Annotated in this window: 22 protein-coding genes; 12 read left to right on the top strand and 10 right to left on the bottom strand. The window is 70.3% G+C overall.

The window, feature by feature from the left end:
- Positions 1–39: 39 nt before the first annotated feature.
- A complete protein-coding gene (gene truA, locus OG782_RS22715; RefSeq protein WP_406453720.1) occupies positions 40–894 on the top strand; it encodes a tRNA pseudouridine(38-40) synthase TruA in 855 nt (284 codons plus the stop codon).
- Between the two features lie 22 nt (positions 895–916).
- On the opposite strand, the gene OG782_RS22720 is transcribed toward truA, so the two are convergent.
- Positions 917–2,785, bottom strand: a complete 1,869-nt coding sequence (locus OG782_RS22720; RefSeq protein ID WP_406453722.1) for a hypothetical protein — start codon at positions 2,783–2,785, stop codon at positions 917–919.
- A 79-nt stretch (positions 2,786–2,864) separates the two neighbouring features.
- Positions 2,865–3,719, bottom strand: a complete 855-nt coding sequence (locus OG782_RS22725; RefSeq protein ID WP_406453724.1) for a hypothetical protein — start codon at positions 3,717–3,719, stop codon at positions 2,865–2,867.
- A 66-nt stretch (positions 3,720–3,785) separates the two neighbouring features.
- On the opposite strand from OG782_RS22725, the gene OG782_RS22730 reads away from it, so the two are divergent.
- The 4 genes from OG782_RS22730 (at position 3,786) to glmM (ending at position 8,531) form a co-directional block, all read left to right on the top strand.
- Positions 3,786–5,405, top strand: coding sequence for an ABC-F family ATP-binding cassette domain-containing protein (locus tag OG782_RS22730; RefSeq protein ID WP_406453726.1), 1,620 nt, complete (start codon positions 3,786–3,788; stop codon positions 5,403–5,405).
- Positions 5,406–5,980: 575 nt separating this feature from the next.
- Complete coding sequence (gene rplM, locus OG782_RS22735) at positions 5,981–6,424, top strand: 50S ribosomal protein L13 (RefSeq protein WP_406453728.1); 444 nt, start codon at positions 5,981–5,983, stop codon at positions 6,422–6,424.
- 45 nt (positions 6,425–6,469) lie between these two features.
- The gene (gene rpsI / locus OG782_RS22740) at positions 6,470–6,997 is read left to right on the top strand and encodes a 30S ribosomal protein S9 (RefSeq protein ID WP_363067032.1); all 528 of its coding nucleotides are present in this window, start codon (positions 6,470–6,472) and stop codon (positions 6,995–6,997) included.
- A gap of 175 nt (positions 6,998–7,172) precedes the next feature.
- Entirely contained in the window at positions 7,173–8,531 is a 1,359-nt protein-coding gene (gene glmM, locus OG782_RS22745; protein WP_406453730.1) for a phosphoglucosamine mutase, read from the top strand.
- 46 nt (positions 8,532–8,577) lie between these two features.
- Here the strand turns inward: glmM and OG782_RS22750 are convergent, their stop codons facing one another.
- The 3 genes from OG782_RS22750 to OG782_RS22760 form a co-directional block, all read right to left on the bottom strand.
- Positions 8,578–9,543, bottom strand: a complete 966-nt coding sequence (locus tag OG782_RS22750) for a DUF389 domain-containing protein (protein ID WP_406453732.1) — start codon at positions 9,541–9,543, stop codon at positions 8,578–8,580.
- Between the two features lie 42 nt (positions 9,544–9,585).
- Positions 9,586–10,581, bottom strand: a complete 996-nt coding sequence (gene coaA, locus OG782_RS22755; protein WP_406453734.1) for a type I pantothenate kinase — start codon at positions 10,579–10,581, stop codon at positions 9,586–9,588.
- A 113-nt stretch (positions 10,582–10,694) separates the two neighbouring features.
- The gene (locus tag OG782_RS22760) at positions 10,695–11,603 is read right to left on the bottom strand and encodes an NAD(P)-dependent oxidoreductase (RefSeq protein WP_406453736.1); all 909 of its coding nucleotides are present in this window, start codon (positions 11,601–11,603) and stop codon (positions 10,695–10,697) included.
- An 84-nt stretch (positions 11,604–11,687) separates the two neighbouring features.
- Between OG782_RS22760 and OG782_RS22765 the strand changes: the two genes are divergently transcribed.
- Complete coding sequence (locus OG782_RS22765) at positions 11,688–12,083, top strand: winged helix-turn-helix transcriptional regulator (protein ID WP_406453738.1); 396 nt, start codon at positions 11,688–11,690, stop codon at positions 12,081–12,083.
- 116 nt (positions 12,084–12,199) lie between these two features.
- On the top strand, positions 12,200–13,012 hold the full coding sequence (locus OG782_RS22770) for a hypothetical protein (protein WP_406453740.1): 813 nt from the start codon (positions 12,200–12,202) through the stop codon (positions 13,010–13,012).
- 69 nt (positions 13,013–13,081) lie between these two features.
- Here OG782_RS22770 and argG read toward each other — a convergent pair whose 3' ends face one another.
- Positions 13,082–14,527, bottom strand: a complete 1,446-nt coding sequence (gene argG / locus OG782_RS22775) for an argininosuccinate synthase (protein WP_406453742.1) — start codon at positions 14,525–14,527, stop codon at positions 13,082–13,084.
- A gap of 266 nt (positions 14,528–14,793) precedes the next feature.
- Here argG and OG782_RS22780 point away from each other — a divergent pair, with 266 nt between their 5' ends.
- Positions 14,794–17,652 (top strand): M4 family metallopeptidase, encoded by a 2,859-nt coding sequence (locus OG782_RS22780; RefSeq protein ID WP_406453744.1) that lies wholly within the window; start codon positions 14,794–14,796, stop codon positions 17,650–17,652.
- 79 nt (positions 17,653–17,731) lie between these two features.
- On the opposite strand, the gene OG782_RS22785 is transcribed toward OG782_RS22780, so the two are convergent.
- Together OG782_RS22785 and OG782_RS22790 are read right to left on the bottom strand one after the other, a co-directional pair.
- Positions 17,732–18,643: a helix-turn-helix domain-containing protein gene (locus tag OG782_RS22785; RefSeq protein WP_406453746.1), complete on the bottom strand. Its 912-nt coding sequence runs from the start codon at positions 18,641–18,643 to the stop codon at positions 17,732–17,734.
- Between the two features lie 247 nt (positions 18,644–18,890).
- On the bottom strand, positions 18,891–19,409 hold the full coding sequence (locus tag OG782_RS22790; RefSeq protein WP_406453748.1) for an ATP-binding protein: 519 nt from the start codon (positions 19,407–19,409) through the stop codon (positions 18,891–18,893).
- A gap of 115 nt (positions 19,410–19,524) precedes the next feature.
- Between OG782_RS22790 and OG782_RS22795 the strand changes: the two genes are divergently transcribed.
- Entirely contained in the window at positions 19,525–20,397 is an 873-nt protein-coding gene (locus tag OG782_RS22795) for a helix-turn-helix domain-containing protein (protein WP_406459218.1), read from the top strand.
- Positions 20,394–20,600, top strand: coding sequence for a DUF397 domain-containing protein (locus OG782_RS22800; RefSeq protein ID WP_406453750.1), 207 nt, complete (start codon positions 20,394–20,396; stop codon positions 20,598–20,600). Before OG782_RS22795 ends, OG782_RS22800 begins: the two co-directional genes overlap by 4 nt.
- Positions 20,601–20,623: 23 nt before the next feature.
- Here the strand turns inward: OG782_RS22800 and OG782_RS22805 are convergent, their stop codons facing one another.
- Complete coding sequence (locus tag OG782_RS22805; RefSeq protein ID WP_406453752.1) at positions 20,624–21,025, bottom strand: hypothetical protein; 402 nt, start codon at positions 21,023–21,025, stop codon at positions 20,624–20,626.
- Between the two features lie 92 nt (positions 21,026–21,117).
- A complete protein-coding gene (locus OG782_RS22810) occupies positions 21,118–22,572 on the bottom strand; it encodes an ATP-binding protein (RefSeq protein ID WP_406453754.1) in 1,455 nt (484 codons plus the stop codon).
- A 208-nt stretch (positions 22,573–22,780) separates the two neighbouring features.
- On the opposite strand from OG782_RS22810, the gene glmS reads away from it, so the two are divergent.
- A complete protein-coding gene (gene glmS / locus OG782_RS22815; protein WP_406453756.1) occupies positions 22,781–24,628 on the top strand; it encodes a glutamine--fructose-6-phosphate transaminase (isomerizing) in 1,848 nt (615 codons plus the stop codon).
- 28 nt (positions 24,629–24,656) lie between these two features.
- Positions 24,657–25,025: a holo-ACP synthase gene (locus OG782_RS22820; RefSeq protein WP_406453758.1), complete on the top strand. Its 369-nt coding sequence runs from the start codon at positions 24,657–24,659 to the stop codon at positions 25,023–25,025.
- Positions 25,026–25,033 lie beyond the last annotated feature (8 nt).

Here is a 25,033-nt window from a genome sequence, read left to right on the forward strand (position 1 = left end):
CCCGTTCCGCTGTGTAGGGATCTTGAGAGGATCGCTGGTGTGAGTGATGTGGTGGAGCCCGGATTCGTCCGGGTGCGGCTGGATCTTGCGTACGACGGCAAGGACTTCTCGGGCTGGGCGAAGCAGACCGGCCGGCGGACCGTCCAGGGGGAGATCGAGGATGCGCTGCGGACCGTGACCCGCTCCACGCGCACCTATGACCTGACCGTGGCCGGGCGCACCGATGCCGGGGTGCACGCGCGGGGCCAGGTCGCGCACGTGGATCTGCCGGGCGAGGTGTGGGCCGAGCACGCGGACAAACTGCTGCGGCGGATGGCCGGCCGGATGGCGCCCGATGTGCGGATCCGGCGGATCGAGGAGGCGCCGGCCGGGTTCAACGCCCGCTTCTCGGCCCTGTGGCGCCGGTACGCCTACCGGGTGTCGGACGGGCCCGGCGGGGTCGATCCGCTGGTGCGCGGTCATGTGCTGTGGCACGACCGGCAGTTGGACCTCGACGCGATGAACTCCGCCGCTGCGCGCATGACGGGGGAGCACGACTTCGCCGCGTACTGCAAGAAGCGTGAGGGCGCGACGACCATCCGGACGCTTCAGCAGCTGAGTTGGGTACGTGACGAGGCGTCCGGGATCATCACCGGCACCGTGCAGGCCGATGCCTTCTGCCACAACATGGTGCGTGCGCTGGTGGGGGCGATGCTGTTCGTGGGCGACGGGCGGCGCCCGGCCCCGTGGCCGGCCGAGGTGCTGGCGGCGGCGGTCCGCGACCCGGGGGTTCATGTGGTGCGCCCGCACGGGCTGACCCTGGAGGAAGTCGCCTATCCGGTCGACGAGTTGCTGGCGGCCAGGGCGGTCGAGGCCCGCAATGTGCGGACCCTGCCGGGCGCCGGCTGCTGCTGACGGCGGATCAGCGCGCGGTGGTTCAGGGAGCTCTGCGTTTGCGCCGGAGCAGCGCCGCCGTGAGGGCTCCTGCCGGGTACGCCGCCGCGCAGGTCAGCACCGAGGAGCGGACCCAGCCGATCTGCGGGCTCCACCAGGCGTAGGCGGCGGCCGCGCCGAGGACCACGAGTACGACGGCACGGGTCAGCCACCAGTGGGCCGGGTGCGGGGCACGGGGCTCGGGTGCGGGCGGACGGCGGCCGGAGTACGCCGCCATCGTGTCGCGCACCCCCGCCAGGATGGAGCGCCGGGCCTGGACCAGGGCCCCGGGGAGCGCGTCGAGGATCTCGCTCGCCCCGCCGAAGCCCGGCGGTACGGGAGGCAGGCCCAGGGCCGTCACCAGGTCGCTCTGGTGCCGGGCCGGGTTTCCGGTGGCGCGCAGGATGTGGGCCAGCGGGCGGGGGTCCGCCACCCGGAACAGGTGCGCCAGATCCCCGGCGAGGGCCTGGACCTCGGTGTGGTCGGGGGCTGGGGACTCGGTGTCCCAGGCGTACGTCGCGATCTGCCGGCCCTGGTGGAGGGCGGTGACGCTGCTGCGCTCCGGGGTGCGGTGCAGCACCAGCGCGGGCCAGCTCTCGCCCGTCGTGAAGGTCTCGGCCGCCGCGGTCAGGGGCTCCTGCGGCAGGAGCGCGGAGCGCCGTCCACGGGTGGGCTCCGGGACCACCTCGACATAGCTGTAGCCCTCGCCGGCCGGGGCCGTACGCAGGGAGATCCCGCAGAGCAGGGCCGCCTGAGCCACCTCGGCCGGGGGCGCCGGGACGACCGCGACCGCGCGGGGGACGAGCTCCGCCCAGTCCGGTGCGTCGGCCGGCGGCTCGGGCGGGCGGCCGAAGAACGGGATCCGCGCGGCGAGATCGAGCCGTACTTCGGCGCGGGCTTCGAGGAACTCGTGGCGCGCGTCGCCGATCTGGACCCACGGCTGCTCGGTGGCGTGGACGCCGATGGCCCGGAAGATGTCGAGGGCCTCGGCCGGACGGTCCTCCAGGATGAGCATCAGGGCCAGCTCGTTGCGGAAGCCGGCCGCCTCGCGGTCGCCCGCGCCGTAGGTCTCGGAGAGGGCCAGGGCCCGGGTGAGCGACGCGGCGACCTTGGGGCCGTACGGATCGGGGCCCTCCGGCTCGTCCGCCTCGGAGAGCCGGTACTCCAGCGCGGCCTGGAGCGGCAGCGCGTGGAGCTTCGAGCCGGGCGGGGCCGATTCGGCGGCGCCCTCCGCGTAACGGAACATCTCCTCGTGCGATCCGTACCACTTGGCGCACAGGTACTGCAGGGCCTGCTCGTGGCAGCCGAAGTGGTGCGGGTCGCGGGCCTCGGCCTCGGCGAGGTACGCGTCGAAGACCTCGCGGGGGGCCTGCGTGCCACGGGCGTGGGCGAGCGCGATGCGCCAGGGGACCGGGTCGGCGGGGTTGAGCTCGGCGGCGGCGCCGATCACCGGTACGGCGTCCTCCAGGAGCGCGAAGAAGGCCTGGAACTGGTCGCGTTCGACGTCCTTCGCCCGCGCGTCCGTGCGTACCTGCCAGGCCTGGTGGAGGTGGAAGTCGGCCACGACGAGGACGGCGTCCGGGTCGTCGGGTGACTCCGCCAGCCAGGCGTCCAGCCAGCCGTCGTGATGCAGCGCGGTCCGGGCCAGCCGGTTCACGTACGCGTCCCTGCGCTCCCACTGGGCGTGCGCCCGGGTCGCGGCGAGCAGTTCCCGGGCCGGGGCGTGGTCACCCGCCGTCGCGGCGGCCAGGGCGGTGCGCAGATGAGGGTCCGGCGGGTCCGTGACCACGGCCTCGTCGGGCGCCAGGTCGGCGCCGACGGCATCGCGGTGGCGCAGGATGCGCAGGAAGGCGATGAGGAAGACGGGACGCACAGCAGCAGGTCCTCCGCTTCCGGAAGAAGTGACCGGTCGGTCCGATGGGCGGGCGGACGGGCGCCGGGCCCGGATCCGGTCAGGTGGCGGGGGCGGTCGCGGCGGCCGAGGCCTGGAGCTCGCCGCGGTGGCGGATCTGCCGGAACGTGAAGTCGGTCAGGTCGTCACCGACGGCGAAGACGTTCTTGTCGGTCTTGGTGACGTTCTTGCCGCTGGTGAAGCCGCCGACCGTGAAGTAGGCGTAGCGGCCGTAGGAGTTGGCCGTGCGCCGGCATATGGAGCCGCCGCGGCAGAAGGTCGGTACACCCGGACCGTTCAGTGAGGCGATGCCGCCGGCCGCCTGCTGGGCGGCCTTCTTGGCCTGGGCCTCGGTCTCGAACACCGCGAGGCCGATGGTGACGGCCACGCCGTCGCGGCTGTAGGTGGCACGGATGACCTGGTCGCAGCCGTTGTTCGTGAGGATCGGGCCGAGCGAGCCCTGGGTGGTCGTGGCGCACTTGGTGGTGCGGTGGGTCGCGCCCTTGGCGTAGGTGCGGTCGCCCATGATCAGCTTCTTGCCGGGGAAGAAGGCGTCGATGCCGATGGGCGCCTTGTCCTTCTTCACGTCGGATATGTAGTCCTTGGGATCCGGCGGGGGCGGCGGTGCGACCGAGGAGAACGAGGGCTCGGGCTGGGCCGGCTCGCTCGGCAGGTCGCTTGCGGACGGAAGCGCGCTCACGTTCTTCCCGGAGGCGTCGTCGGAGTGGTTCTTGTTGGTCGTGATGACCGCCGTCGCCACGATCGCGGCGACGGCGGCGGTGGCCAGTGCGCCCCCGCCGATCATCAGCCACTTCCTGCGCCTGGCGCGCGCCGCGGATGCCTCGGCCAGCGCCGCCCAGTCCGGAGTCCCAGTGCCCCCGGGCCCCCAGGAGGGCCCCCCTTGCCCAAAGCTCATGCCGCGATCCTAGACCGAAGGGAAACCGGTTGGGCCTGAGCTTCGCGGGCCGTGACAATGCTCTGTATGGGACATCTTGAAGCAGGCCATCTGGAGTACTACCTACCGGACGGACGGGTGCTGCTCGGCGATGCTTCGTTCCGTGTCGCGGACGGTGCAGTGGTCGCCCTCGTCGGGGCGAACGGCGCCGGGAAGACCACACTGCTGAGGCTGCTCGCCGGGGAGATCCAGCCGCACGGCGGCTCCGTCTCGGTGAGCGGCGGACTCGGCGTGATGCAGCAGTTCGTCGGCTCGGTGCGCGACGAGCGCACGGTGCGGGACCTGCTGGTCTCCGTCGCCCAGCCCCGCATCCAGGAGGCGGCGAAGGCCGTCGACCGGGCCGAGGAGCTGATCCTCACCGTCGACGACGAGGCCGCGCAGATGGCGTACGCGCAGGCGCTGAGCGACTGGGCGGAGGTGCGCGGGTACGAGGCCGAGACGGTCTGGGACATGTGCACGATGGCCGCGCTCGGCGTCCCGTACGAGAAGGCGCAGTTCCGCGAGGTGCGCACGCTGTCCGGCGGTGAGCAGAAGCGGCTGGTGCTGGAGGCGCTGCTGCGCGGGCCCGACGAGGTTCTGCTGCTCGACGAGCCGGACAACTATCTGGACGTCCCCGGGAAGCGGTGGCTCGAGGAGAAGCTGAAGGAGACCCGTAAGACGGTCCTCTTCGTCTCCCACGACCGGGAGCTGCTGTCCCGGGCCGCCGAGAAGATCGTCAGCGTGGAGCCCAGTCCGGCCGGCAGTGACGTCTGGGTGCACGGCGGCGGATTCGGTACGTATCACGAGGCCCGCAAGGAACGGTTCGCGCGCTTCGAGGAGCTGCTGCGCCGCTGGCAGGAGGAGCACGCCCGGCTGAAGGCGCTCGTCCTGCGGCTGCGGCAGCAGGCGGCGAACAGCCCCGACATGGCGAACCGCTACCACGCGATGCAGACCCGCTTCAAGAAGTTCGAGGACGCGGGGGCCCCGCCGGAGCCGCCGCGCGAGCAGGACATCAGGATGCGGCTGCGCGGCGGACGGACCGGGGTGCGGGCGGTGACCTGCAAGAACCTTGAGCTGACCGGCCTGATGAAGCCGTTCGACCTGGAGATCTACTACGGGGAGCGGGTCGCCGTCCTCGGCTCCAACGGGTCGGGCAAGTCGCACTTCCTGCGGCTGCTGGCGGGTGAGCCGGTGGCGCACACGGGGGAGTGGAAGCTCGGGGCGAGGGTGCTGGCCGGGCACTTCGCGCAGACGCACGCGCATCCGGAACTGCTGGGCAAGACGCTCGTCGAGATCCTGTGGACGGAGCACGCCAAGGACCGGGGCGGCGCCATGTCCGTACTGCGGCGCTACGAGCTGGAGCGGCAGGGGGACCAGCCCTTCGAGAAGCTGTCCGGCGGGCAGCAGGCCCGCTTCCAGATCCTGCTCCTGGAGCTGGCTGGCACGACCGCGCTGCTGCTGGACGAGCCGACGGACAACCTCGACCTGGATTCGGCCGAGGCGCTCCAGGACGGGCTTGAGGTGTACGACGGGACCGTGATGGCCGTCACGCACGACCGGTGGTTCGCGAAGTCCTTCGACCGGTACCTGGTCTTCGGCTCGGACGGGGTCGTACGGGAGACGGCGGAGCCGGTCTGGGACGAGCGGCGGGTGCAGCGGGCGCGGTGACGCGGGTGCGGGGTTCCGTTTGTGCGGGGTTCCGTCCTCAAGCGCCGGACGGGCTTGTGTGCGGGTGCCCCGCGGGGCGCCTTGTCCGGTGGGTGGGGGTGGGGCCCCTCCGGGGAGACTCCTCAAAAATGGCGTGTGCACCCCGGTCCGTGAGGGACCCGGGTCGTACGCCATTTTCTGCGGGGACTCCCCTGCACGTCCCCACCCGGTCGCCATCGCGTGTGTACGTCGGCGGTACTGCTGCCGCAGACGCAGGGCGGCCGGTCCGGGGCCGTGCAGGGGCAATCAAGCCCGTCCGGCGATTGAGGACGGAACCCCGTGCCAAGGAACACCGGGTGCCCGCCCGGCCGAGGGACCCGTTTTGACCCGTCCGGGGCGGGGCGGGTACTGTCGGGGATTGTTATACGTATTGGCTTCGTCGTTCTCACGCGAAGGGCCTTACGTAGGTTCTCTGGAGCAGTTACCAGTGGCTCGCATACGGGCAGCGTTCCCGGCATTGTGAGCCCCAGCTGCATGATCGCTTCAGAGGTGCCATGTGTCTGGACCCCATCCACTGAAGAAGCGAAGGCTACGAAGTGCGTACGTACAGCCCCAAGCCCGGAGATGTGACGCGCCAGTGGCACATCATTGACGCGCAGGACATCGTCCTGGGCCGTCTGGCCACCACGGCTGCGAACCTCCTCCGAGGCAAGCACAAGGCGATTTACGCCCCCCACATGGACATGGGCGACTTCGTCATCATCATCAACGCCGAGAAGGTTCACCTCTCCGGCAACAAGAAGACCCAGAAGATGGCGTACCGCCACTCCGGGTTCCCGGGTGGTCTCCGCTCCGTGCGGTACGACGAGCTCCTGGCGAAGAACCCCGAGAAGGCCGTCGAGAAGGCCATCAAGGGCATGATCCCCAAGAACACCCTGGGCCGCCAGATGATCTCGAAGCTGAAGGTCTACGCGGGCGACCAGCACCCGCACGCTGCGCAGCAGCCGGTCCCGTTCGAGATCACCCAGGTCGCGCAGTAGTTCCGGCCTCCCCCCAAAGACGTAAAGAAAGATCTGAGGAGAATCGTGGCCGAGACCACTGTTGAGACGCCCATCGAGGGCACCGAGGGCGAAGAGACCTTCGCCGAGGTGACCACCTTCGAGTCCGAGGTCCCCGTCGAGGGTGAGTACACCTCGGAGTCGCTCGCAGGCCGCTTCGGCGACCCGCAGCCCGCCGCCGGCCTCGGCCGTCGCAAGAACGCCATCGCCCGCGTCCGGATCATCCCGGGCACCGGCAAGTGGAAGATCAACGGTCGCACCCTTGAGGACTACTTCCCCAACAAGGTGCACCAGCAGGAAGTCAACGAGCCCTTCAAGGTTCTCGAGCTCGACGGTCGCTACGACGTCGTCGCGCGCATCTCGGGTGGCGGTGTCTCCGGTCAGGCCGGTGCCCTGCGCCTCGGTGTGGCCCGCTCGCTGAACGAGGCGGACGTGGACAACAACCGCGCCACGCTGAAGAAGGCCGGCTTCCTCTCCCGCGACGACCGTGCGGTCGAGCGCAAGAAGGCCGGTCTCAAGAAGGCCCGTAAGGCCCCGCAGTACAGCAAGCGCTAAACCGCCTGCTCAATCGCGTTACACGTTCGCCCCGGCGGCACACCTCGTGCTGCCGGGGCGTTCGTTTATTGACAGCCTCGGGCATATAACGGCATATGACGTTCATACGCTTGTTGGGCACGTTGGTTGCTTGATCTGATTTTTTTGCGTTTCGGAGCATCTTCGGAGGACACCAGTGGGACGACTCTTCGGCACGGACGGCGTGCGCGGTGTCGCCAATGCGGACCTGACGGCCGAGCTCGCGCTCGGGCTCTCGGTCGCTGCGGCGCACGTACTGGCCGAGGCGGGCACCTTCGAGGGTCATCGGCCGACGGCCGTGGTGGGCCGTGACCCGCGTGCCTCCGGAGAGTTCCTGGAGGCCGCCGTGGTGGCCGGCCTCGCCAGCGCGGGCGTCGACGTCCTGCGCGTCGGTGTGCTGCCGACCCCCGCCGTGGCCTACCTCACGGGCTCGCTGGGTGCCGACATCGGAGTGATGCTCTCCGCCAGCCACAACGCCATGCCGGACAACGGTGTCAAGTTCTTCGCCCGCGGCGGCCACAAGCTCGCCGACGAGCTGGAGGACCGCATCGAGACGGTCTACGAGCAGCACCGCACCGGTGAGCCGTGGGCCCGTCCCACCGGCGCCGGCGTCGGGCGGATCAGCGACTACGCCGAGGGCTTCGACCGTTACGTCGCCCACCTCATCGGAGTCCTCCCCAACCGTCTCGACGGGCTGAAGGTCGTCCTGGACGAGGCGCACGGCGCCGCCGCCCACGTCTCGCCCGAGGCGTTCGCACGGGCCGGGGCCGAGGTCATCACCATCGGCGCCGAGCCGGACGGTCTGAACATCAACGACGGCTGCGGCTCCACGCACCTGGCGCTGCTCCGCGCCGCCGTCGTCGAGCACGGCGCCGACCTCGGCATCGCGCACGACGGCGACGCCGACCGCTGCCTGGCCGTGGACGGCGCGGGCGAGGAGATCGACGGCGACCAGATCCTGGCCGTCCTCGCCCTCGCCATGCGCGAGGCCGGACAGCTGCGCAAGGACACCGTGGTCGGCACCGTGATGTCGAACCTCGGCTTCAAGATCGCCATGGAGCGCGAGGGCATCCAGCTCGTGCAGACCGCCGTCGGCGACCGCTACGTCCTGGAGTCGATGAAGGCCGAGGGGTACGCCCTGGGCGGCGAGCAGTCCGGCCACGTCATCGTCCTGGACCACGCCACGACCGGCGACGGCACGCTGACCGGCCTGATGCTGGCGGCCCGGGTCGCCGCCACCGGCCGCTCGCTCGCCGACCTGGCCGGTGTGATGGAGCGCCTGCCGCAGGTCCTCGTCAACGTCCCGGACGTCGACAAGTCCCGCGTGGACACCTCCCCGGAGCTGGCCACGGCCGTCGCCGAGGCCGAGCGCGAGCTGGGCGCCACCGGACGCGTCCTGCTGCGCCAGTCGGGTACGGAGCCGCTGGTACGGGTCATGGTCGAGGCCGCCGACATCGAGCAGGCGCGCTCGGTGGCCGGGCGCCTGGCCGATGTCGTGAAGTCCGCGCTGGGTTGAGCAGGGCGGAGGGCGGGTGCGTGGCAACGCGCACCCGCCCACCCGGCTACGCGTCCGTCGTCACCGGCGGCTTCGGGTGCCTCCGCTGGTGACGGAGGGCCACCACCCACAGGCCCTTCTGCGCCAGCAGGGTCAGCGTTCCCGCGAGCACGATCCCGCCGAGGTTCGCCAGCAGCTGCTTGATGGAGCCCGTCATCTGGCTGTAGTCGCTGTAGCTGAAGGCCACCGCCGCATTGGCCGCGGCCGGCACGGTCGTCACCGAGATCGCGACACCGATCAGCGCGCCGGACTTCGCCGACGTGAGGGAGAGCGTCCCGGCGACGCCCGCGAGGAACGCCACCACGAACGACATCCAGTCCGGCTGCCAGATGAACGCCGTGTTGGGCCGGTCCGCCTCGATCATCGACTCGTTGAAGAGCCCGAAGACGTCCATCAGCCAGGCGAAGCCCGCCGTCAGCACCATCGCCGCGGCGAAGCCGCCGACCAGCGCCCACAGGGACCGCCACACCAGGCGCGGGGCGCGCTGCACCAGGGCCGTGGAGATCCCGGCCAGCGGCCCGAACTCCGGACCCACCGCCATCGCGCCCACGATCAGGATCGCGTTGTCGAGCATCACACCGCAGGCCGCGAGCATCGTCGCGACCGAGAGGAACGCCACGTAGGTGATGGAGAACGTCGACTCCTCATGGGTGACGTCCGTCAGCTCCTCCCACAGCACCGCGTCAGCGCCCTCGCCCGGCGCGGCCTCCTCGGCCCGCTCGGCGCGCGCGGAGAGCGTCAGGTCCATGTTCTCGACGGTGATCGACCCGTACTCGTCGACCCCGAGCCGCCGCAGCGCCCCGATCAGCTCGTCGCCCGCCTCCCGCGCCACGTCGCACAGCACCACATCGCCCACCGGGTCGCGCGCGACCCCCGGCAGCACCGCGAGATGGGCGGTCCCGACGGTCTGCTCCAGCAGGCCCGTCACCTCGTCCGTACGGTCGGCGGGGACGATCAGGCGCAGATGCAGCACAGCGCTCCTCGGGTGGGGCGGGGCGGGGACGGCGCCATCGTCTCAGAGCTTGCGCAGGGAGAGCCGCTGGACCTTGTGGTCGTGGCCCTTGCGCAGCACCAGCGTGGCACGGCCCCGGGTCGGCGCCACATTTTCCACCAGGTTGGGCTTGTTGATGGTCCGCCACATCGTCGCGGCGTACTCCATCGCCTCCGCCTCGGTGACCTGTGTGTACTTGCGGAAGTACGAGGACGGGTCCTGGAACGCCGTCGCGCGCAGCTTGCGGAAGCGGTTGAGGTACCAGGTCTCGATGTCCTCGGCGCGCGCGTCCACGTACACGCTGAAGTCGAAGTAGTCGGCGAGCCCGACCCGGGTGCGGCCGTCCTTGCCGGGCAGCGCCGGCTGGAGCACGTTCAGCCCCTCGACGATGAGGATGTCCGGACGCCGTACGGTGAGCCGCTCACCCGGCACGATGTCGTAGATCAGGTGCGAGTAGACGGGCGCCGTCACCTCGTCCTTGCCCGCCTTGATGTCGGCGACGAAACGGGTCAGGGCGCGCCGGTCGTACGACTCCGGGAAGCCCTTGCGCGACATCAGCCCGCGCGCGCGGAGCTCCTTCATCGGGAGCAGGAACCCGTCCGTGGTCACGAGCTCCACCCGGGGGTGCTCCGGCCAGCGGGCCAGGAGCGCCTGGAGGATACGGGCGCTGGTGGACTTGCCGACCGCGACGCTGCCGGCGACCCCTATGACGAACGGCGTCCCCCGCTGCTCGCCGTGCCCGTTTCCCGCGTCCCCGAGGAAGGTGTTCAGGGCGCCGCGCAGCCCCGAGGTGGCCTGTACGTACAGATTGAGGAGCCGCGAGAGCGGCAGGTAGACGTCCCGCACCTCGTCGAGGTCGATGACGTCCCCGAGCCCGCGCAGCCGCTCCACCTCGTCGGCGGTCAGCGGCAGCGGCGTCTTGTCGCGCAGCGCGCTCCACTCCGCCCGGGAGAGATCGACGTACGGCGTCGCGGCGGGCTCGGCGCGTCGGTTCGTGCCCCGTGTCGGCGAAGTGATCACAGGTTCATTGTTGCGGGAGTTTCAACGGAGTGGGGGGTGGGGTCGGTCACGTGGGGGACGGGCGGGGCGGGGGCCGACACCGACGGCGTTGCGTCGGTCCGCCCCGTATCCGGTCAGCGAGGCCCTCGGATGGCGTCGATGATGCGGGTCCAGTTGTCGCCGCCGTGTCCGTTCGCGATCGCATGCCGGTAGTGGGCCTGCACGGCCAGGGGAAGCGCGAGGTCGAGGCCGAGCGAGGTGCTGGTCTCGACGATGTGGTCGGTCGTCGCACCCATCATGGTGACCGTGCTGAGGTCGCCGGGATGCTCGCCGGCGTCCAGCGCGGTACCGGGGTTCTTCTCGCCGGCCCGCATCATGTCGCCGATCGAGTCGGCGGTGACGAGCAACTCCGGCAGAGCTTCCCCGGCCGCCATGCCCGCGGTGCCGAGCATCGCGGTGGCGTGCATCAGGGCGGACAGGGTGGTGAGGAACACCGCGAGCTGGGCCTGGTACATCATCTGCGCGAGGCCCGGGTCCTCGCCCAGGTGCTTGGGTGTTCCGAGCAGGGCCAACGCCGCCAGGTGGCTCTCCCGTACCTGGTCGCGGCCGCTGTAGTAGACATGGGCTGCCTCCGTGCCGACCATCGGCGCGGGGACCATGACACCTCCGGTGAGGAAGCCGGCGCCGTGGCCCGCTGCCCAGGCCGCTGCCTCGCGGGAGCGGTCGGGAGTGTCGGAGCTCAGGTTGACCAGCGTCCGGCCGGTGAGTGATGAGGTGGCGCTGTCGAGGATGTCGTACATCGCCCGGTAGTCGGTGAGGCTGAGGATCACGAGGTCACTCGCCTCGACCGCTTCGCGTGGTGTCGCCGCGAGCTTCGCCCCGTCCGCGACGACGCCGTCGGCCCGGCGGGCGGTGCGGTTCCAGACGGTGACCGGGTGGCCGGCGGCGAGGAGGGTGCGGGTCATCGCCCGGCCCATGGGGCCGAGCCCGATCACGGTGACGGCGGTGTCCTGTCCGGTGGTGTGGTTCTGTCGTTCGTTCACCCCTCCATGCTCGGAGAGTGTCTCTATTCTCGGAAGTACCCACTATTTTCTGCGGTACTTACCTTTCAGTAAGGGTGATCAGCGATGGCCAGGTTGCCGAGATCGGGGCCGTACATCTGCGGTATCGACGCCGGGCTCGACGTGGTGAGCGGCAAGTGGAAAGGGCTGATCCTCTGGGAGCTCGACGCCCATCAGGTGCTCCGTTTCTCCGAACTCCGGCGCGGTCTGCCGGGGGTGAGCGAGAAGATGCTGACGCAGCACCTGCGTGAGATGGAGGCGGACGGTCTTGTGCACCGGAAGGTCTATGCCGAGGTGCCGCCGCGGGTGGAGTACTCCCTGACCGAGCACGGGCACACGCTCAACCGGGCGCTCGGGCCGCTCGGCGCCTGGGGAATCGAGCGGATCCGTCGCGAGGGCTCCGAAGTGGTCGACGTGGCCGAGACGTCAGCACGGCGGCCATCGCCCCAGGCAGCCGAATGATCACCCGGCCCGCGGTGTGCCTCCGGGCCGTTGGTAATCTGCCGCCCCGCCGTTCGGCCGGTTGACCGTCCGGGCAGGTGGATGATCCGCATTCCTTTCGCAGCAATGAGGTGCGCATGAAATCAGGCAGAACCGGCGTCGTGGCCGCTCTCGCGGGGGCTCTCGCCCTCTCGGCGTTCACGGCTCCGACGGCGCAGGCCGCCGATACCGGGATCACGGTGTCGCGGATCGTCGTCAACGGCGGCAAGCCCATCGTGGTGGGCACCTCGGAGGTGAAGGAGCCGCCGATCTCCTTCCGGATCACCCTTCCGTCCGGATACAGCACCGCGAACTCCTCCGCGTACGACGCGAACCCGTACCTGTACCACGGCACCACCGCGGCCAAGGGAGCGGACAGTGGCGGTCTCTACCCGGGCAGCTACATCTGTTACGAGACGAGCGCCCGGATCGCTGACTGCGAGGGCCACCTCTACATCGACCCGTACTACCGCCTCGACTCGAACAACGACGCCACTTCGTGGACGATCGGCGTCGCGGTGATGCTCTGGAAGAGCGACGGCGGGCTCAAGACCGCTGAGTTCAAGGCAACGTCCGGCCGCGTGCAGATCAGGCGCTGGGCGAAGGCCACCGTCAACGCCGCGCCCGAGCCGGTGAAGAAGGGCAAGACGATCACCGTCACGGGCAGCCTCACGCGTGCCGACTGGGTGAGGCACAAGTACACCGGGGTCTCCGCGGCCACCGTCCAGCTGCAGTTCCGCAAGAAGGGCGCCTCGGCCTACTCCACCGTCAAGTCGGTGAAGTCGGGCTCCACGGGCGCGCTGAAGACCACCGTCACGGCGTCCGCCGACGGTTACTGGCGCTGGAACTTCGGCGGGTGGTCCACCACGGGCGCCGCCACCTCGCCCGTCGACTACGTCGATGTGAACTGAACGGACCCGTACGCGAAAGGCCGGCCCGGCGCACGTGGCGCCGGGCCGGCCTTCCGGTGAGGTGAGGCGTCAGTCCGTGCCGGCTTCCATCGCGGCGCGGTCCAGCATCTCGTCGGTCTCGGAGACCTCGCCGCGGGAGGCGATGGCCTCGGCGCCGCCCTCGGGCAGGGAGCCGATCAGGCCGGTCGCGGCGGCCTGGGCCGCGCCGATGGCCGGGTTGGAGGCGCCGATCAGGCCGAGGCCCGCGTACTGCTCCAGCTTGGCGCGGGAGTCGGCGATGTCGAGGTTGCGCATCGTGAGCTGGCCGATCCGGTCGACCGGGCCGAACGCGGAGTCCTCGGTGCGCTCCATGGAGAGCTTGTCCGGGTGGTAGCTGAACGCCGGGCCCGTGGTGTCGAGGATCGAGTAGTCCTCGCCGCGCCGCAGCCGCAGCGTCACCTCGCCGGTGACGGCGGTGCCGACCCAGCGCTGGATCGACTCGCGGACCATCAGCGCCTGCGGGTCCAGCCAGCGGCCCTCGTACATCAGCCGGCCGAGGCGACGGCCCTCGTTGTGGTACTGGGCGAGGGTGTCCTCGTTGTGGATCGCGTTGACCAGGCGCTCGTACGCGGCGTGCAGCAGGGCCATGCCCGGCGCCTCGTAGATGCCGCGGCTCTTGGCCTCGATGATCCGGTTCTCGATCTGGTCCGACATGCCCATGCCGTGGCGGCCGCCGATGGCGTTCGCCTTCATCACCAGGTCGACGGCGGAGTCGAACTTCTCGCCGTTGATGGTGACCGGGCGGCCCTGGTCGAAGCCGATCGTGACGTCCTCGGTCTCGATCTCGACCGAGGGGTCCCAGAACTTCACACCCATGATCGGGTCGACGGTCTCCACACCGGTGTTCAGGTGCTCCAGGGTCTTCGCCTCGTGGGTGGCGCCCCAGATGTTGGCGTCGGTGGAGTACGCCTTCTCCGTGCTGTCGCGGTAGGGCAGGTCGTGGGAGACCAGCCACTCCGACATCTCCTTGCGGCCGCCGAGCTCCGTCACGAAGTCCGCGTCCAGCCAGGGCTTGTAGATCCGCAGGTGCGGGTTGGCCAGCAGGCCGTAGCGGTAGAACCGCTCGATGTCGTTGCCCTTGTACGTGGAGCCGTCGCCCCAGATCTGCACGTTGTCCTCGAGCATCGCCCGGACCAGGAGCGTGCCCGTGACGGCGCGGCCGAGCGGCGTCGTGTTGAAGTACGCGCGACCGCCCGAGCGGATGTGGAACGCACCGCAGGTGAGCGCGGCCAGCCCCTCCTCGACCAGTGCGGCACGGCAGTCGACCAGGCGCGCGATCTCGGCGCCGTAGGCCTTGGCGCGGCCGGGCACCGAGGCGATGTCGGGCTCGTCGTACTGGCCGATGTCGGCGGTGTAGGTGCACGGGACAGCGCCCTTGTCGCGCATCCACGCGACCGCGACCGAGGTGTCGAGGCCGCCCGAGAAGGCGATGCCGACGCGCTCGCCGGTGGGCAGGGAGGTGAGGACCTTAGACATAGGAAGAGTATGCATCATTACGCATGATCATGCAACGCGCGAGGTTATCCGTGCTTCCCACGTCCTGGAACGCACCCTGCCACGGCACTCCCGAAGCGGCAGAGCGACGGTTCCGGAGTCCTGCCCGCTGCCTGGACCGCACCGGCCACACATGTGTACACGCTCACTAGTGAGCAGGCGGAACGCATTGTCTATACCTCCCACCGCTACTTGCATGTCGGCAACGGAACCCCGTTTCGACACTTGTGCCACCGGAGGGAAGCATCGTGCGGAGCTCAGCACGCAGCAGAGCAGGCAGACCGGCGAGGGCGCGCGGCGGCATAGCCGTCGGCCACGGAGTGGCGGCAGTCCTGGCCGCCGCAGGCCTGCTCGTCGCCGGTATGCCGGCAGCGGTCGCGGCAACGGACACCCCGGCCGCCGCGGCCGAGGTCGCCCCCGGAACCGACACCGACACCCCGGCCCTCGTCACCGGCCTGCACGAGGAGGTCGCTGCCACCGGCAGCGCCGCCGACGCCGCCCGCGGACACCTGAAGGCGAAGAAGGGCCGCTACCACATCGCCGATCCGGCGGGTGACCTGAAGGCCGTCGACACGCAGGCCGAGGGCGGGCGCGAGACCGTGCGCCTCCAGCAGAAGTACAAGGGTGTGTCGGTCCTCGGCGGCGAGTACGTCGTCCGGATGGAGAAGAAGTCCGGCAAGCGGGCCGTCACCGGCACCTCCGGCAAGTTCTTCACCGAGCTGAAGCTCCCCACGGTCACCCCGAAGGTCTCCGAGAAGACCGCGATCGAGCGGGCGGTCGGCGCCGTCACCTCGCAGCTGGGCGGCGGCCTCCTGCGCGCCCCGGCCAAGGGCGAGAAGCCGGGCGTCGCGAAGTTCACCGGCACCGCCGGGGACGTCACGATCCTCCCGCAGGGCGCCGGCGTGCTGACCCGGCACATCACCGTCACGGGCACCGACCCGGCCGACGGTTCGCCGGTCCAGCAGGAGGTGTACATCGACGCACGCTCCGGCTTCCCGGTCATGCAGTACAGCGGCATCAAGACGTTCGGTGCCACGGGCACGGCCGCCGGTGCCGCCGAGGGCTCCGCCGCCCCCGCGGCCGACGCCTCCACCGACGCTGCCGACCAGCTGGTCGTCAAGGGCAGCGGCGTCCGGTACAACGGCCAGAAGGTCGACATCAATCTGTACAAGGACTCCAAGGGTCTCCTGCAGATGATCGACTACGGCAAGCGGGCCGCCGACTCCCCGTACGAGGGCCCCATGATCGCCACGTACGACGCCCGCGGCCGTGAGGCCTCCAGCGCCTCCGGCCGCTGGCCCACCGGCGTCAAGTACTTCCAGCCCGCCACCCCGGAGCTCGGCGAGGACTACACCAACTCCGGTGCCGTGGACGCCCACTGGGCGGCCGGCAAGGTGTACGACTACTACAAGAACCACTTCGGCCGGAACAGCCTCGACGGCAAGGACGGCTTCATCTACTCCCTGGTCGGAGTCGTCAGCCAGGGCCAGCCGTACAACAACGCCTTCTGGGACGGCCAGAAGATGGTCTACGGCCAGGGCGGCGGCGACTTCCGCACCTTCTCCGCCGACACCGACGTCGTCGGCCACGAGATGACGCACGGCGTCGTCGAGCACACCGCGAACCTGGTCTACGCGGGCCAGTCCGGCGCCATGAACGAGGCCCTCGCCGACTACTTCGGCAACGCGATCGACCTGGAGGCCAACGGCCAGTCGATGGACGATCCGGACGCCGGTCTGCTCGGTGAGGACCTGTGCACCACGCTCAGCCCCCGCGAGTGCGCCCTGCGCGACCTGAACGACGGCGCCACCACGTCGAAGAACTTCATCGGCGTCACCTACGGCGGTGACAACGGCGGCGTCCACCTCAACTCCACGATCTTCTCCGGCGCCCTGTGGGACATGCGCCAGGACCTCGGCGCGGAGTTCGCCGACCAGATCGTCTACCGCGCCCTGTCCGCGTACATGACGCCCCTGGACGGCTTCACCGAGGGCCGCGCCGCGGTCATCGCCGCGGCGAAGGAACTGGGCGCCACCAAGGCCCAGCTGAAGATCGTCACGCGCTCCTTCGACGCGCACGGCATCGTGCCCGGCTGGGAGAAGGCGCTCGGTGTCGACACCGACATGCTCGTCTCCAAGGTCAACATCGCCGGCACCGGCGTCGGCGCCGGCGGCGGCAAGTACGCCGTCTCCCGCTCCAACGAGGACGGCAGTGAGCCGTACTCGGTATGGCTGGGCAACACGTCCGGCAAGGGCCAGCCGCAGCTGGTGAGCGCCAACAACGGCGACTACAACGTCTACGCGAACACCGACGGCAAGACCGTGGTGTGGGCCGACTACAGCAGCACCGGCATCAGGATCATGGCGCGCCCCGTCAACGGCGGCCTCGCGAAGGTGGTCGACACCATCGGCAGTGACGTCTCCGGGCTCGTCGTGGACGGTGACTGGGTCGCGTACACCGCTGTCAACCCGCAGTTCGGCGTCACGAACGTCCGGTACGTCAACATGAAGACCGGCGAGGTCGGCCTGGTCGACGGCGGTCGCCCCTACAACATCTCGGGCCTGCCCTCGATCAAGGACGGCAGGATCGCCTACGTCAAGTTGGCCCCTGACGCGAACGGCGACTTCAATCTCGGTGCCGAGGTCTTCGACGGAGCCACCGGCGCCAAGACGCAGATGCCCGTCGCCGACAGCGTCATGGGCGTCGGCCAGACCGCGATCACCGACGACGGTGTCTTCTGGATCGAGGACGACGACGCCACCGACACCGGCAAGTCCGCGGTGCGCCGCGCGAACCTCGACGGCTCGAACCCGGTCACCGTCACCCCGGAGGCGGGCGAAGGCTCCCTCTACGCCTACACGCTGACGGCCTCGGACGACGCGGTCAGCATCTCGACCGCCCCGCCGGCCACGTGGTGGGCCAACGACACGATGATGAAGCTCTACCAGGTCGCACCCGACGGCAAGGGCGGCCCGCAGCGCATGTCCTGCAACCGCGGCGAGCAGGCGTACGGCGCCGCCGACGAGGGCCGGCGCGTCGTGTGGCTGGACGGCACCACCGGCTACACGAACCTGGTGAAGCGCGACCGCCCGGCGGGCAGTTGCTGATCTGATACCACCTGCTGAACGCGACGGCCGGACTCCTTGGGGGGAGCCCGGCCGTTCGCATGCGCGGCCGGGACAGCCTTCAGGCCGTGGCGGACAGCTCCCACCTGCACTCGGCACAGTTCCCCGGCTCGGGTCCCCTGAAGCCGCGGTCGCAGCCGTCGCAGTTCTGCATCGGGTCGTGGAGCGGGGACCGCCCGACGGCCGGGAGGGGCGGTGGCACCTGGGTGGTCAGCCGGTGCCCGAGGAACTTCACCGGGTACTTCAGTGGCGCGGGGAGCTCCGTCGTCAGCACGCGCTTCACGCGTGCGGGGGTGGCGCCGCGTTCGAGCCAGGCGGCCACGGCGGGGGTGAGCGTCCGGACGTCGTCCTCGGAGAGGTCGTACGCGGATTCCTTGCCTGCCAGGTCGAGCAGGAGCGCGGAGGCCGTCCGGTCCAGCTCGGGGCTCGACGTCTGCGGCCGGGGGAGGGGAGGCCTGGCCCTCGTCGGCGCGGTCGGCGCGGGCAGGGCCGGGGGCGGCGGAGGCGGTGGCGGTGGAGGCTGGGGAGTGCTCCGGTCGGCCTTCGGGAGTGGCCGGACCTCTCGCAACGCGCGTGCCGGTGCCGGTGTGCGGGTCGGCGTCGGGCGGGCTTCCCCGGACGGCGCGATGGAGCACGGCTGGTTGTACGACGTCGTGCGCGTGACGACCCGGCCGCTGGGAAGGCGCTCGCGGGTGCGCCTCAGATAGCCGTGGTTCTCCAGCTCGCGCAGTGCTCCGGCGATGCGCGCCTCGCTCTCCGGGAAGCGCTCGACCAGGAACTTGATGCCGATCTTGGCCCCGGCGGGCAGCGACTGGATGTGGGTGGCGAGGCCGATCGCGATGAGCGAGAGCTCGCAGTGCTGGGCGAGGTGGTTGCCCACAACGGTGAAGCGGCTGGTGTGGCGCACATTCACGTGGACGATGCCGCCGCCGGACGGGGCGTGGGAGGGGGAGATAACCTGCTGGGTATCCATCGGGAAGGTCTCGCTTCCTCGGTGGTCAGGCCCTCGCTCGGGATGCCAATCCCGGCGGGGGCCGTCTCAGTTCTGAAGTTGGTTTCGTGAGCATATGCCAGGCAACCGGGGCGGAATCCAGCTCAGTTGGGCAACCTCACCCGTCCGGGTGACGGGCGCTCACGCCCGCGCTCGCGGGCGCGCGGGGGGCCTGCTGAGGTCCACCCGGGTGGGTTGGGTTTGGTGAAATTTCTTCTTCCCGAAGGACTTAAAAGCCTTTTACGTCGTGGGCCACCGCGTCCCGGCCGGCCGGGACGTTCTCGACCGGGTCGTCCTTTACCGGGTCGCCCTCCACCGGGTCGTGGTGTCGGGGTCCGGTGAGCGTGATCTCCGCCCAGACGGTCTTGCGGGGGAAGGGTCCTTGTTCGACGCCCCACCGGGTGGCCAGCGCCTCGACGAGCAGCAGTCCGCGCCCGCACTCGGATACGCCGGTCTGCTCCTGGACCCGGGGCAGTTGCTCGCCGCGCGCGTCCGCCACCTCGATACGGAGCGTGTCCTCGTCAACCGTCAGCAGGATGCGGAAGTCCCGCCCCGGGACGTATCCGTGCAGCGCGGCATTGGCCGCGAGCTCGGCGATGACATGACGCGCGTCATCGAGCGGCAGCCCCCAGGAGCGGAGCTGCTCGGTCGCCAGCAGCCGGGCGAGCCGGGCGCCCCGACGGGTCGCGGAGAGCTGTACGGCGAACTGGCCGCTGCGGGCACGCGGTTGGGTGATTTCTCGGTTCACGTCACTCAGCGTGGCCGTCCGTGTCTAGGCTGAACAGGAGCGACGCGTGTACGGACGGTGACTGTCCAGCGGTTGTACGGACCTGTCCCACGCGTACAACCGCGAGGTGCCGATCATGGGTGGAGGCGGGTGGCGTATGAGTGTCAACGACGGTACGGACGGGTCCGAATGGGACGTCGAACCCGAGGACGATTCGGGCGCGGTGATCGCCACGGTCGGCCGCCAGATCCGCCTCTGGCGGGAGGCGGCGGGGTTACGCGCGGCGGAGCTGGGCGAGGCGATCGGGTACGGGGAGAACCAGGTCTACAAGGTGGAGGCCGGGAAGCGCATCCCGAAGCCGGAGTTCCTGGACCGGGCGGACGAGGCCCTGGGCGCGGGCGGCAAGCTCGCCGCGATGAAGCGGGATGTGGCGGAGGCGCGGTACCCGAAGAAGGTCCGGGACCTGGCCAAGCTGGAGGCCGATGCGGTCGAGCTGGGGTCGTACGCCAATGGTGTCATCGACGGCTTGCTCCAGACGGAGGCGTATGCGCGCGCGTTGTACGGGGAGCGGCGCCCCGCGTACACGGAGGAGCAGGTCGACCACCTCGTGGCCGCGCGCATGTCCCGCCAGTCCATCTTCGGAAGTCGGCCTGCTCCACTGCTGACCTTCGTCCAGGAAGAGGCGACGCTGAGGCGGCCGACCGGTGGGAGAAACGTGTTGCGTCAGCAGCTCGAACACCTGCTAGAACTGAGCTTGTTGAGGCATGTTGAGATCCAGGTGATGCCGACCGAGACCGAGGAGCACGCGGGGTTGGGTGGCTCGCACCGGGTGCTTAAGCTGAGCGACGGAATGGCTGTGGGGCTCAACGAGGTCCAGCTCACCAGCCGACTCATCAGCGATCCCAAGGAAGTTCAGATCCTTGAGATGCGGTACGGCATGATCAGGGCCCAGGCCCTGACGCCTCGGCTGTCGCGGATCTTCATCGAAAAACTGCTGGGAGAGACATGAGTGCCAAGCCCTCGGCCGGAAGCACGTCCGACTTGACCTGGGTCAAGAGCAGCTACAGCACCAATGACGGTCCCTCGTGCGTCGAGGTGGCCGCCGCCCCCACCGCCATCCACGTCCGCGACTCCAAGAACATCCCCGGCCCCGAGCTCGGCTTCGCCCCGGGCGTCTGGGCCGACTTCGTCGCGTACGCGTCGGCCGGCTGACGACAGGGTCCACGCCCGTCCGTTCAGAACCGGCCCAGCGCCAGGCCGACGACGAAGGGGACGGGCACCAGCACCGCCATCCCGAGCCAGAGCCGTCTCGGCCAGCCCTCCTGGCGGGGCATGAGGACGTCGACTATGACGAGCAGCGCCAGGACGACCAGGCCGCCGATCCCCGCGCCCCACATGTAGAAGGACGCGCTGACGAAGATGTCCGGGTCGCAGCCCGTGCCACGGGTGCCCTGGCTGCCGCAGTCCATCGGCAGGTATTCCGTCATCAGCCAGTGGACACACATGCCGGGAAACGTGGCGAGCACCCCGAGAGCGAGGTTGGCCCCGGCGGCCGCCCACGGCCCGCCCCCGGTCCGGCTGCTCCCAACGGAATCCAGTTCGGAATCCGTATCGGAACCCGTATCGGAACGACGCATCGCTGCCCCCTGCTGCTCGGCGTGTACCGCCGTAGATGATCAGGAGCGGCTGCGCGGTTCCGCCGGGGGCGGGGAGCGTCCCCGGGGTGGGCTCAACGCCAGGCGGCGACTACGTCCTCGGGGCCCCAGTGGGCGGTCAGCCCCTCGGCGGCCGCGCCCGTCGGGGGGCGGCGGCTGACCGCGATCAAGGCGGCCTCCTGCGCCCCCGGTACCTGTTGTGCGCATGCGATGAGTTCGGCGAGATCACGCGCCCCGAAGGGTGTCTCGTCGCGCCACTTCACCGATCCCACGAAGGAGACGTGGCGTGCCGCGGGCTGGGTGTCCGCGCCGATGAGGTCGACTTCCGGGTTGTTCTGCCGGTTCCACCAGCCACCGACCTCGATCGCCTCGGGGAAGAGACCGTCCGGTACCCGGCGGGCGAGCGATTCGCGGATCACCGGTTCCACGGCGCGTCCCCGCCACGACGGCCAGGAACGCTGGATACGTGCGGCGGAGACCTCGCCCCGGCCCCTTTCCGCCTGGGCGACGGCGTCCTCCAGGTGTGCGAGCCAGAAGCGCAGGTAGGTGTCGGCGATGCGGTAGCGCTTGAGCTTGGGGGCCGCCTGTGTGGACAGGGGGAGGTCGGCGGCCACGATCCGCTTCGACTCGGTGAGTTCGGTCAGTATCGGGGCGAGTGTGCCGTGCGCCAGAGCGCGCCCGTCGGCGCCCCCTGTGCTTGCGGCGATGCCGGAGAACGTGCGTTCGCCGGAGCCGATGGCCCGGAGCACCCGGCCGGCCTGGAGGCGTGCGGGGAACTCCGCCGCAAGGGAGCGCTCACCCGTGGTGAGCAGGACCGATGAAGGGTCCTCCACCTGGCGGTTCAGATATTCGGAGACCGATTCGCCGGTCAGCCAGCCCGTGACGACTTCGGGGAAGCCCCCGGTGACGAGGTAGGCGTCGAGCGCCGCTGCCGCGTCCAGTCCCGTGGAATCCTGCACATCGGCAGGGCTGAGCGGTCCCACCGTGTACTGGCCGGCCCGGCCGTAGAACGGATGGTCGTACGACGTCAGCCGGTCCATCATGGCCAGATCGGAGCCGAGTAGCAGCAGGAGCACCGGCTTCGCGGACAGATACATGTCCCACACGGTCTTGAGTGCCGCGTCGAATCCCGGGTCGGCCTCGGAGAGCCAGGGGACCTCGTCCAGCACGAGGATCACCGGCTCGTCCGTCGGGAGGGTGGCGGCGACGGTGGCCAGCGTCCGGACCCAGTCCTCGGGGGCGGCGGCGTGCTCCAGCGCCAAGCCGTGATCCCGCATTCCCGGGGCACCGGACACCGCGTCGAACAGTGCACGCCGTGAGAGGGGGGCGGGCTGACTGCGGGTCGCCTGGAAGAAGACGTACGGGCGCCCCGACCGGGCACAGAACTCCTGCACGAGGCGGGTCTTGCCGATCCGTCGCCGGCCCTTGATCACGAGCGCCTGCCCGGCGCTGCCACCGGCCCCCGAAACGACGCGCTCCAGCCATGATCCGAGGATGCGGAGCTCGCGGGTGCGTCCGGTGAAGGCCACGGGTTCCCCCTGAAGTAGGAACGGCTCAAAGTATGAGCCGTTCCTACTTTACTGCCTCGGATTGAAGTGGGCGGCCCCATACAAGGGCTCGGACGGGCTTATGGGCCGCATCGGTTTGATGGGCCGGACGGGCTTCACAGGGCTTGAAATGATGGTTGCTTCTGCGACTATGCGAAGAACAAGGGCTGGTGACCAGGAAAGGACCACTATGTGCGGAATCGTGGGTTACGTCGGTGGGCAGTCGGCACAGGACGTCGTCGTCGCCGGCCTGAAGCGGCTGGAGTACCGGGGTTACGACTCCGCCGGCATCGCCGTCCTCGCCGACGGCGGGCTGGCCGCCGCGAAGAAGGCCGGGAAGCTCGTCAACCTGGAGAAGGCGCTGGGCGAGCGGCCGCTGCCCGCCGGCGCCGCCGGGATCGGCCACACCCGGTGGGCCACCCACGGCGGCCCCACCGACGTCAACGCCCACCCGCACCTCGACAACGCCGGACGCGTCGCCGTCGTGCACAACGGGATCATCGAGAACTTCGCCGCCCTGCGCGCCGAACTGGCCCGGCGCGGCCACGACCTGGTCTCCGAGACCGACACCGAGACCGTCGCCCACCTCCTTGCCGAGGCGTTCTCGCAGACCGCGGACCCGGCCGAGGCGATGCGGCAGGTCTGCCGGCGGCTCGAAGGGGCGTTCACGCTCGTCGCCGTGTTCGCGGACGCGCCCGACGTGGTGGTCGGGGCCCGGCGGAACTCGCCCCTGGTGGTGGGCGTCGGGGACGGCGAGTCGTTCCTCGCCTCCGACGTCGCCGCGTTCATCGCGCACACCCGGTCCGCGATCGAGCTCGGCCAGGACCAGGTGGTCGAGCTGCGCCGGGGGGGCGTCGTGGTCACGGGGTTCGACGGGCAGCCCGCCGAGGTCCGCGCGTACCACGTGGACTGGGACGCGTCCGCCGCCGAGAAGGGCGGCTACGCCTCCTTCATGCTCAAGGAGATCGCCGAACAGCCCAAGGCCGTCACCGACACCCTCCTCGGCCGGATCGGCCCGGAGGGCACGCTCCGCCTCGACGAGGTGCGCATCACGCCGGGCGAGCTGCGCGAGGTCGACAAGGTGGTGATCGTCGCCTGCGGGACCGCGTTCCACGCCGGGATGATCGCCAAGTACGCCATCGAGCACTGGACCCGCATCCCCTGCGAGACCGAGCTCGCCAGCGAGTTCCGCTACCGCGACCCGATCCTGGACCCGCACACCCTCGTCATCGCGATCTCGCAGTCCGGCGAGACGATGGACACCCTGATGGCGCTGCGCCACGCCCGCGAGCAGGGCGCGAAGGTCCTCGCCATCTGCAACACCAACGGCTCGACCATCCCCCGCGAGTCCGACGCCGTGCTCTACACGCACGCCGGACCCGAGGTCGCCGTCGCCTCCACCAAGGCGTTCCTGACCCAGCTCGTCGCCTGCTACCTCGTCGCCCTGTACCTCGGCCAGATCCGCGGCGCCAAGTGGGGCGACGAGGTCCGTACCGTCATCCGTCAGCTCTCCGAGATCTCCGGGTCCGTCGACCGGGTCCTGGCGACCATGGAACCGGTGCGGGAGCTGGCCCGGTCGCTGGCCGGGCACGACACCGTCCTCTTCCTCGGCCGGCACGTCGGCTATCCGGTCGCCCTGGAAGGCGCGTTGAAGCTCAAGGAACTCGCGTACATGCACGCGGAGGGGTTCGCCGCCGGTGAGCTCAAACACGGTCCGATCGCGCTGATCGAGGACGGGCTCCCGGTCGTCGTCGTGGTGCCGTCCCCGGCCGGGCGCTCGGTGCTGCACGGCAAGATCGTGTCGAACATCCAGGAGATCCGGGCCCGCGGCGCCCTCACCGTCGTCATCGCCGAGGAGGGCGACGAGGAGGTCGTCCCGTACGCCGACCACCTCATCCGGATCCCCGCAACGCCTACGCTGCTCCAGCCGCTGGTCGCCACCGTGCCGTTGCAGGTCTTCGCCTGCGAGCTGGCGACGGCCCGCGGCAACGAGGTGGACCAGCCGCGCAACCTGGCGAAGTCCGTCACCGTGGAGTGAGCCATCAGCCAACAGTGAGGGTGCGTACGTGATCATCGGGGTCGGGATCGACGTGGCGGAGATCGAGCGGTTCGACGCGGCGCTGGAGCGTACGCCGCAGATGGCCCAACGCCTCTTCGTCGAGAGCGAGTTGCTGCTGCCCAGCGGGGAGCGGCGCGGGATCGCCTCGCTGGCCGCCCGGTTCGCCGCCAAGGAGGCCCTCGCCAAGGCGCTCGGCGCGCCGGGCGGGCTGCTGTGGACGGACGCCGAGGTGTACGTCGAGGAGAGCGGGCAGCCCCGGCTGCGGGTCCGGGGCACCGTCGCCGCGCGCGCCGCGGAGCTGGGCGTGCGGCAGTGGCACGTATCGCTCAGCCATGACGCGGGCGTGGCCTCGGCGGTGGTGATCGCGGAGGGGTAGGAGGGCGG

It is taken from the genome of Streptomyces sp. NBC_00876, assembly GCF_045207435.1.
Taxonomy (GTDB): Bacteria; Actinomycetota; Actinomycetes; order Streptomycetales; family Streptomycetaceae; genus Streptomyces.

Coding starts and splice junctions, on each gene's coding strand:
- OG782_RS22725 (WP_406453724.1), bottom strand. CDS start 3,719: ATGAGCTTTGGGCAAGGGGGGCCCTCCTGGGGGCCCGGGGGCACTGGG.
- OG782_RS22730 (WP_406453726.1), top strand. CDS start 3,786: ATGGGACATCTTGAAGCAGGCCATCTGGAGTACTACCTACCGGACGGA.
- OG782_RS22765 (WP_406453738.1), top strand. CDS start 11,688: ATGGCCAGGTTGCCGAGATCGGGGCCGTACATCTGCGGTATCGACGCC.
- OG782_RS22770 (WP_406453740.1), top strand. CDS start 12,200: ATGAAATCAGGCAGAACCGGCGTCGTGGCCGCTCTCGCGGGGGCTCTC.
- argG (WP_406453742.1), bottom strand. CDS start 14,527: ATGTCTAAGGTCCTCACCTCCCTGCCCACCGGCGAGCGCGTCGGCATC.
- OG782_RS22785 (WP_406453746.1), bottom strand. CDS start 18,643: ATGGATACCCAGCAGGTTATCTCCCCCTCCCACGCCCCGTCCGGCGGC.
- OG782_RS22795 (WP_406459218.1), top strand. CDS start 19,525: ATGGGTGGAGGCGGGTGGCGTATGAGTGTCAACGACGGTACGGACGGG.
- OG782_RS22800 (WP_406453750.1), top strand. CDS start 20,394: ATGAGTGCCAAGCCCTCGGCCGGAAGCACGTCCGACTTGACCTGGGTC.
- OG782_RS22805 (WP_406453752.1), bottom strand. CDS start 21,025: ATGCGTCGTTCCGATACGGGTTCCGATACGGATTCCGAACTGGATTCC.
- glmS (WP_406453756.1), top strand. CDS start 22,781: ATGTGCGGAATCGTGGGTTACGTCGGTGGGCAGTCGGCACAGGACGTC.